The 9,544-nt window shown below is 42.1% G+C and carries 6 protein-coding genes; 1 reads left to right on the top strand and 5 read right to left on the bottom strand.

What is annotated here, in order from left to right:
- Window positions 1-987, bottom strand: a 987-nt coding sequence (locus ABZB17_RS16415) for a hypothetical protein (RefSeq protein WP_372651643.1), incomplete at its 3' end; no start/stop codon positions are given.
- Between the two features lie 183 nt (window positions 988-1,170).
- On the opposite strand from ABZB17_RS16415, the gene nhaC reads away from it, so the two are divergent.
- Window positions 1,171-2,634, top strand: coding sequence for a Na+/H+ antiporter NhaC (nhaC, locus tag ABZB17_RS16410; protein WP_319502646.1), 1,464 nt, complete (start codon window positions 1,171-1,173; stop codon window positions 2,632-2,634).
- A gap of 82 nt (window positions 2,635-2,716) precedes the next feature.
- Here nhaC and ABZB17_RS16405 read toward each other — a convergent pair whose 3' ends face one another.
- The 4 genes from ABZB17_RS16405 to ABZB17_RS16390 form a co-directional block, all read right to left on the bottom strand.
- The gene (locus tag ABZB17_RS16405) at window positions 2,717-4,123 is read right to left on the bottom strand and encodes a Gfo/Idh/MocA family oxidoreductase (protein ID WP_372651641.1); all 1,407 of its coding nucleotides are present in this window, start codon (window positions 4,121-4,123) and stop codon (window positions 2,717-2,719) included.
- 131 nt (window positions 4,124-4,254) lie between these two features.
- Window positions 4,255-5,931: a RagB/SusD family nutrient uptake outer membrane protein gene (locus tag ABZB17_RS16400; protein WP_372651640.1), complete on the bottom strand. Its 1,677-nt coding sequence runs from the start codon at window positions 5,929-5,931 to the stop codon at window positions 4,255-4,257.
- 18 nt (window positions 5,932-5,949) lie between these two features.
- Window positions 5,950-9,132: a SusC/RagA family TonB-linked outer membrane protein gene (locus tag ABZB17_RS16395; RefSeq protein WP_372651639.1), complete on the bottom strand. Its 3,183-nt coding sequence runs from the start codon at window positions 9,130-9,132 to the stop codon at window positions 5,950-5,952.
- 229 nt (window positions 9,133-9,361) lie between these two features.
- Window positions 9,362-9,544 (bottom strand): DUF4974 domain-containing protein (locus ABZB17_RS16390; protein WP_372651637.1); only part of this gene is annotated, 183 nt, incomplete at its 5' end.

The raw sequence follows: 9,544 nt of genomic DNA, 5'->3' as shown, positions 1-9,544 counted from the left end.
ATTGAATAACAGTTCATCAATCGCCTGATCGCCTTGTTCAATAAGGTTCTGATAGTTACCGGCAAGTCGCTGTTGTTCCTGCAATTCAGCAAGCTTTTTCAACTGATCGTTAACATACTGATCAAACGGTTTAATAGACAGCGCACGATTGTATGATTTTTTGGCTTCGGGCAGCTGACGGTTTGCAAGTTGCAAATCGCCTTCCCGAACCAACTTATTGAAACGGGCCAACATTGCTGCATCCAACTCTTCAGCAGCCATTATCAATCCAAGCAGATCATTAATTTCTGCGATCCGGTCTTTCGGAAACTGCTCGCCGGGGAATATTTTACTGGCGGCTTTATAACCATCCAGTGCTTCCAGAAACTCTTCGTTGCTATATTCTCTTCCGGCCTGTTCCAGTAGTTCATTATATTCTTTTCGGAGTTCAGCCAGTTCGGCACGGGTTAATCGCGCCATAAAATCAGCATTCTCATCAATCTGTTGCGCCTGTGCAATTGCCTGGTTAATCAGACGTTCAATTTGCGCATCGTTATAATACAGCTCCTTTACAAAATTATCAACACTTGGGCTGTAAAATATTTTCAGCACAGTGTTTTCTGCAAATGAGTTATCAATTCCGGAAATTTCAGTAAACAAATTAATATTTACCGGAAACGGAGGGAATTTAGGATCGGCATTCAAAACATCGCGCGGAACCGCTGTTTCAATCACAATTTTCTGGCTAAAATTTCCCTCGTTTTCAAAAACCAGTTCCCATTTGTGGTTCCAGTTCAGTTCTACATTGTATCTTCCATCGGCTCCGATACCGTAATTATCCAGTCGTCTCCCATCGCGATACATTTGTATAATCGCTCCTTCCGAAGATCCTTCCTGAACGGTAACCAAACCTTCAACAGCCAAACCGTTGGCACGTTGAGCCATGGTCTGGCCAACACAAAAAACAAAAATTAAAATGGTAATTATAGATGTAAACCCTTGCTTCATATCAATTTGTTAATTAACAAAGAACGAAAATAAAAACAAATAATTATACGCTAAATAAAATGTAGTTTGTTTTTGTTTCGGGGCTTGATTTTTACAAAATGCACGAATTGAGCTCAATTTTATTACATTTTTCGACTATTATGTGTTATTTTGGCGCTTCATTTATATATCCGCTACTTTAACATGACAACAAAACGCGAAGCATCACTTTTTCTGGCATTGTTGCCCATTCTTATTTTAATTGGTCTGTTAACCCTTAACGTATTACTTTTTGACGATACTTTATCTGGCGCCAACCAGGTTGCGTTGATGCTGGCTGCTGCTATAGCCGGCCTTGTTGCCCATCGTTTAGGTTTTAGCTGGGATAGAATCAGCAGTAAAATCGTTTCAACAATCGGTTCGGCAATGCCTTCCATTTTAATTTTGTTGTTGATTGGTTCGCTGGCAGGAACCTGGCTGATCAGCGGTGTTGTTCCGGCAATGATTTATTACGGATTAGATATTATCAGCCCGAAAATGTTTTTGTTTACGGCAGTTGTGGTGAGTGCCATAGTTAGTGTGGCCACCGGGAGTTCGTGGTCGACCATTGCCACCATTGGCATTGCATTGCTTGGCATTGGGAAAGCCATTGGAATTGACGAAGCAATTGTTGCCGGGGCTATTATCAGTGGCGCATATTTTGGCGATAAAATGAGCCCCTTGAGCGACACTACAAATCTTGCACCTGCAATGGCAGGTACCGATTTGTTTACCCATATAAAATACATGACCTTAACCACGGTACCAACGATGACAATTACCCTGGTTATTTTCCTGATCATGGGTTTTAACTACGATTTTTCAAATGCCACTATAAATGTAGAGGATGTTAAACTAGCCATCGACGCTACTTTTAATACCAGCCCGCTATTATTCCTGGTACCAGTAATTCTGATTACCGTAATCATTTTAAAAGTACCGCCACTTCCATCCTTGTTAATCGGAACTTTATTGGGCGGTTTGTTTGCCATCATTTTTCAACCCGATATTATAAATGCTATAGCAGGTAACGTAAACAACTACGGAACTGCATCGTATTATTCGGTTATGCAGGCTATGTTTGGCGATGTTAGCTTAACCACTTCGAATGCCAATGTAAACGAATTGCTGAGCACATCGGGAATGCGCGGAATGCTCGACACCGTTTGGCTGATACTTTCGGCCATGGTTTTTGGTGGCGTAATGGAATCAGCAGGTTTATTAAAACGAATTACACAGCCAATTATAAAATATGCCAAAAGCACCGGAAGTCTCGTTGCATCAACCGTTGGAACCTGTATTTTTTTCAATACCACAGCTTCCGACCAGTATATTGCGTTGGTAGTTCCGGGCCGGATGTACCGAAAGGCCTATGAGGACAAAGGTTTAAAGCCGGAACTACTGAGCCGTACGCTGGAAGACAGCGGAACAATTACCTCAGTGCTTATCCCGTGGAATACCTGTGGAGCAACACAATCAAGGGTGCTTGGTGTTGATACGTGGTCGTATGCACCTTATGCCTTTTTTAATATTATCAGTCCGATAATGACCATACTTTTTGCTTACCTGAATATTAAAATCAGGCGATTTGCAAAAGGCGAAAAACCTTCGGAAGTAAAAGAAGACTAAAATGAAATTGCTTTTTACAAAGAATAAAAAACGCAGCAACTTATCGTTGACTGCGTTTTTTATTTTATGGTAGAAAAGAGAATTACGTTAAGCGTTTACTACGCGGTTTCAGCGTGGTTAAACTACCAACTTTAACAGGCATCCCCGACTCAATGCTGTTTCGGGCAGCGGTACCAACCAAGATAGACATGGCTCCATCGCGTGTTCCGGCCAGGTGCTGATATTCATCCTCTGCATCGGGTGTTCTAAATATGTGATCGTGTAATCGTTCGTCTCCTCCACCGTGTCCGCCACGACTGTAACCAACATTTATAATTTCCTGCTCGCCCCACAGTTTATGCAGAATTATTGGCTTGTTAATCTGGTCCTGATTTCCACTTTGATCCATTTCGGCCCGGTGCATGTCTTCCTGCGAAATTTGTACATCTTCCAGGTAAGGCACATCCAAAAATGCTTCAATACGGCCCTCGGTACCGTTAAAAGCAACGCGCCAGCCTTCCCACGGCGAGTAGGTTGTTAGCATGTAATTCAGGTATACATTGTTGGCGTATTTCACATTCACATTCATTTTATCGTAAATGTTGATCTCGGGCCGGAACAAACAGTTATCGCGGATATAACCATCGTACTGTTCGTGTTTAACATACAGGTTATAGTCTGTTTGGCTTTTGGTTATGTCCCAAAAGAAAGCACAACTATCTTTTTCATTGCACGAGCGGCAGTTTACGCCACTTTTATCGCGACGGTTGCCATAAAACTCCAGGTCGCCGTTGGCATATACTTCATCCGGATCCGAGTCGATCCACCAGTTCAGCAGGTCGAAATGGTGTGTGGCTTTGTGAATCAGCAAGGTTCCGCTCCACTCGCGCTGGCCATGCCAACGACGGAAATACGAAGCACCGTGGCTGGTATTCAGCATCCACGAAAAATCAACCGAAACCAGTTTGCCAATTGCATTATTCATCAGCAATTCCTTAATCTTGGTATTATAAGGGCTCCAGCGATAATTGAATCCAACAATCACTTTACGTTTGTATCGTCGCTCGGCATCCAATATTTCCTGACATTTATCTTCGTCGGTGGTCATTGGCTTTTCGGTAAGCACATCTACCCCATTTTCCAAGGCTTTTATAATAAACTGGTGATGTGTGGAATCCGGCGTTGTAACAATGATTAAATCGGGTGACTGCTCGCCGATCATCTCATCAAACTCGGTGTAAGTTTTGCAATCCTTGCTTACTCCGATATAATCAGCGGCATATTTAACCCGGCCGGGATTAATATCTACCAGCGCCACAAATTCAAGGATATCGCCGTATTCGTCAACCAATCGTTTTCCCCAAAAACTGTTTCCACGGATTCCAGTGCCCACTAAAACCAGTTTAAGTTTTTCGCCTTCGGAAAGCACAGCAGCTTTTAAAGGGTTGGAGACAACGGCACCTGCCGCAATGGTGCCAATGGTGGCCAGAAAGTTTCGTCTGTTTTGCATGTGTATAAGTTTAGAATAAATAGCATTTGATTTAGGCCAATAAACTTAAAACAAATTGGGTATTCTTCCAAAAAAAAGAGGCCACCCTCAGGCAGCCTCCCATTCATAAACTAATTACCAGACTATCAGGTTTAGTTATAACCCGGATTTTGTTCTAATGCGTTATTACCCGAAAGTGCATTCTGAGGCACGGGGAAACGACGTAAATGCTGCGAATCTGATGCTTCATGATCCCACCATTCGTCATTTACAAATTTATTCCAACGGATTAAATCAGTACGACGGCGGCCTTCGCCAAGAAATTCAACACCCCATTCGTCAAGCATTCTGTATTCATCCAAATTTGCTGCTGTAACAGGATTTGGATCATTTCCATCTTCAAAGTTACGTTCGCGAACGTCATTGATTAAATCAGCAGCTGCCTGCTTTTCTCCTGCACGGAGTTTGCATTCAGCCAGCATGTAATAAACTTCAGCTAAACGGATGATCACGTTGTCAGCCCCCCAGCGCAACGATTCATCTGCCAGGTTTGGCATTGGAACTTTTACCAGACGAACTCCGGTATTCTCTTCACCGTCAGCCATAGTGGATGGCAAGGATGCGATATCAGGATATTCGTCGCCCACCTTTTTGAAAGTGGCCACCATATCAACAAACGAAATCACTTCATTTTTGTATTCCTGTGTTCCGTAAGAAGTTCCGTATGGGCTGATTTGATCGCCAACCAGGAACATTCCTTCGTATTTACCTCCACCTTTATACAAATAAGGTTTTTTACGCAAATCGCCATCATCGAATTTTTCGAAAGGATTACCCAATTTGAATTCAGTATAAATTTCGCCGGTTGGCTTACGCGATGGTTGCAGGTGATGTCCGTTCCAGGCTCCGCCATCCAATCCAAAATATTTGTAAGTTTCGTAGTGGTAGAAACGGTTCCACATCCAATCGTACTGAAGTTTGTTAAACTCCGATGGAGCCGACCAAATTACCTCTGGCGATACATTGTTATAGAAGCCAAGAGGACCAAACCATGTTGGATCGAGCTCGTAATCGCCATAATCACCATCGATGATTCCCTGGCAAATTGTTGCGCACTCTGAAAAGCGGCTTTCGCCAATATACGATTCAGCATTAAAATACAACTGTGCCAACATAGCTGCCGCAGCTCCCTGACGAAGGGCACCTTCTTCTTTCTCGCCCGACACTTTTTTAGGCAATTTTGGAATTGCCGCCAAAAGTAAGGTTTCAATATGATCAAAAGTTTCCTTATCAGAACTTCTCGGAATATTTTCTCCTTCGTTTGAAGTAAAAATTGGAAGTCCACCAAAATAATCAAGGCCTCGTAAATAGAAATATGCGATAAGCGTTTGTAACTGCATCACGTGTGATGCTTTATCTTCCTCTGTTAAACCAACAGTGCTGTAGTCGAGTTTTTCAAGGTCTTGTTTCGAATCCAATGCAAGGGCAACACCCATAAGCGTACCGCGCCAGGTTCCCCAAATCCAACCATCATTAACCGTCCATTCGTGGTAGTGATAGCGGTAATTTTCACCCCCATTATACCAGTGAGGACCTTTGGTTGTAATTGCAAACTGGTCGGCAGTCATTTCCTGCAGCTGCCATCTGTCTTCCTGAACATACCAACGGGCATGGGTAAAAGAACGGTACAAAGCGGCTTTTACATCCTGCTCTGTTTTAAAGAATGTTTCCGGAACAACTGCCGAGTACCAAACTTCTTCCAAATCGGTACAAGCAACACCGGAAAACAATAATATGATGAGTAGTAAACTATATGATTTAATTTTCATAACAATTTAATTTAAAGGTTAAAAAGTTAATTGAACTCCCAAAGTCCAGGTACGGGTACGTGGATAAATGTTATTATGCCACTCGAAACCGGGATCCAAACCATTGATGTTCGACTCCGGATCCATTCCCGAATAAGACGTAATGGTAAACAGATCTCTACCGGTAACATACACATTGGCATTTTCCAACCAGTTGATGTTCCGTGTATCAAAACGATAACGCAGAGTTAAGGCTTTCAGTTTAATGAAATCACCGTCTTCAATCCAGTAATCAGAAAGTTCCTTCTCGCCTGTAACATCTTTGTTTTTATCAAATGCATGCGACAAAACGTTTTGCTCTTCAACATTCGGCAGCCCATAGTACATATCAATTGTGTTGTATATATCGTGTCCTAACCAACTGGTAAAAAAGGCTTCAAGTTCCCAGTTTTTAAAACCAACGGTGTTGTTCCACGACATTTGAACTTTTGGAATTGCATTTCCTACGAATGCTTTGTCGTCGTTTGTTTTTGTTTGCTGTGTTACATCAAAGGCATTTCCGTCTTTGTCGTACAACATCCAGTTTCCTTCATCGGTGAATCCGGCAAAACGCCATACGTAAAACTTACCAATATCTTGTCCGGGGAACAAACGAACCGCATTACCCGGAGAGCCGGGAGCAGGGAATCCTACCCTATCCCAATAGGTTTGACTGCCCCAAAGCGACTCCAGAGTAGATTTATTGTGTGAAATACGGAATGTGGTTGAATAATCCCAGTTGGCAGAACTTATTGCATCGTAATTAAGCTCAGCTTCCCAACCTTTGTTTCGTAAACTACCTACATTCATTGTTGTTTTGTCGTGTACTGCAGGTGGCACTGAAACAGAAATATCGTAGATCATTTTATCCACCTTACGATCATATAAATCGAACTTACCGGTTAATTTGTTGTCAAAGAATCCGAAGTCAACACCCACGTTATACTCTTTTTTCTCTTCCCACTGCAAGTCTCTGTTTTGGTTATGTGCCGATCCGTAGGTATAAATCCATTCATCGTCAACCAACCACCATGTATCTGAAGCATACATACGTGTTGCTGCACCCGGAGCAAAACTTTGGTTACCTGTAACACCATAACCTCCGCGTAGTTTCAAATCGCTAACTACATCCAGATCGTCCATAAACGACTCATCGCTAATGCGCCATCCGGCAGATACTGCAGGGAAAAATCCCCACTGATTATCAGTGAAAAATTTCGAAGAACCTTCGTAACGTCCGCTAAGCGAAAGAATATATTTCTCGCGGAAGGTATAGTTGGCACGACCAAAGAATGCGATCAATCTCTCGCGAGGATCTTTCCACGATCCCATTCCGGCTTTACCTTCCGAAAGGAATGTACCTTTTCCCATATCCCAGGCTTCGATTCCGTCAACGGGGAAATCATAGTTCGTCATATCAAAACCATCGGCATTAAACTCCTGAAAACTGTAACCTGCCACAGCGTTAATTGAATGCTCTCCGAAAGTATTAATATATTTTACCAACCATTCGAAGGTTTTGTCCATATTACGTCCGTATGCCTGACGAGCACGACCGGCCCTTGCGTTATCCAGCGACTCTTTGTGTTGCGCTGAATAATATAAAATATCGCGGTATTCGTTGGCGCGATGCGCAATCATTGCCTGGGTACTCAAATTATCAGTAAGATTCAGTTTTAAAGTTACGTCACCTAAGAAATTGGTGGAATGTCCCTGATCAGTACGTAAATTAATATCTGCAACCGGGTTGTAATATTCCCAACCACCGGTCCAAACATTATAACCATGAACTTGTGTATCGTCGTAAGCCGGTTGCGTAGGATTCAGTTTCAAAGCCATATCGAAAATACCATTGTGCGACCTATCGCTGTTTGTTTTACGATAATCGGCATGCGCAATAATTTCAGCAAATCCATCAATTAAAGTAAAGTTGGCATTAATACGACCGCCCATTTCTTCTCTTTTATCACCAATGGCAATACCTTCCTGATCGGAAGCTAAGAACGTGGCATAAATACGGGAAGTTTCAGAACCACCACTTAAGTTAATATGATGACGCTGACTGAAAGGGTTGTCAACAGTAACTTCGTTGTACCAATCGGTAGAACTTCCGTAATCTGTTCCCAAGTCGTTAGCAACAAATTCTTCGGCACTTAAAACTTCCGGTTTACGACGAATGGTTTCTGTAGTAAACTCCGATGTATAAGTCAGACGAATTTTTCCGGCTTTTGCCGATTTGGTAGTAATAAGAATTACACCACCAGCAGCACGCGTACCATAAATTGCTCCGGCCGATGCATCTTTTAACACATCGATCGACTCAATATCTTCGCGGCTTACCGAGTTTAAACTACCTCCGGGAACACCATCAATAACAATAAGTGGTCCTTGTCCGGCCAAAACCGATGCCACACCACGCAATTGCACTGAAGTTGTTGCATTCGGGCTGGTTCCGTTAGTCGACTGAATACTTAAACCGGTAACTTTTCCCTGCATACCGATAAGTGGATTTCCTGATCCACCCGGAATCAGATCTTTCGATTTTACCGTGGTAATAGAACTGGTTACTTCTTTTTTCTCCAAAGTACCATAACCTACTACAACTACTTCGCCAACGTCAATTGCATCGCTAAGCATGGTTACATTTACTTCGGTTTGACCCCCTACTTCAATTTCCTGGGTTTGCATTCCAACAAACGAGAACTGTAGTACGGCATCCGCAGGAACATTTCCTAAGGTATACTCTCCTTCCAGGTTAGTTACAGTTCCATTCGTAGTTCCTTTCACAACAATTGTTACACCGGGCAATGGTATTCCGTCGTTGTCGGTAATCACTCCCCGAACCGTTTTCTGTTGTGATTCAATATCGCTGCCATTTCCGGAGTTGTCCTTAGTTATAACAATGTCTTTATTAAGTACTCTGTATTTCAATCCGGTACCAACAAGAACATCATCTAATACATGCTCAACAGTAGCTTTGGCATATACGGCATCAACCTTTTTATATCGGGGCAGATGCTCGTTTTTGTAAAAGATATCAAATTCAGTTTGGTCTTGAATGGATTGAAAAACATTCTCAAGACTTGCATCGCGTAACTCCATGTCAATCCGCACTGATTGCGAATACACACTGGCTGATGCGCCGACTAAACTTATTAGAATTAGAAATAATGATAGTTTCATAACAAGAAACAGTTTTCGCCCCTTCCTCCTTTCAAAAAGGAAGCGGTGGTTTAGTTTTTTTTTCATAGTTTCGCTACGATTTTAATTTATAAATCAAAAAATTTACATTAGTAATGTTAAACGGGGAGTATGTGGCGTATTTCCCGTTTTTTTAGATGCATAGGTATTTCATTTCATAGGCAGAAGTTGTTTTTAGTTAGCTGGTTTGTTAAATAAAATTTGTAAAATGCTATTTCAGCTTCACTGTAATATTGTCTTTATCAACTTGGTAGTTTATTGGCACTAACTCATTGATTACTTCAAAGTGCTGTTCAATTGGTTTATGTTTTCTCAATACTCCTGAGATATATTCGTATTTAAATTCGTCTTGCGGGTAATCAATTTCTACATCCCACCAGCGCTCCATAATTTT

It is taken from the genome of Draconibacterium sp., from assembly GCF_041583095.1.
In the GTDB taxonomy this organism is placed as follows: Bacteria; Bacteroidota; Bacteroidia; order Bacteroidales; family Prolixibacteraceae; genus Draconibacterium.
This window is presented reverse-complemented; position numbering and strand designations above follow the sequence as displayed.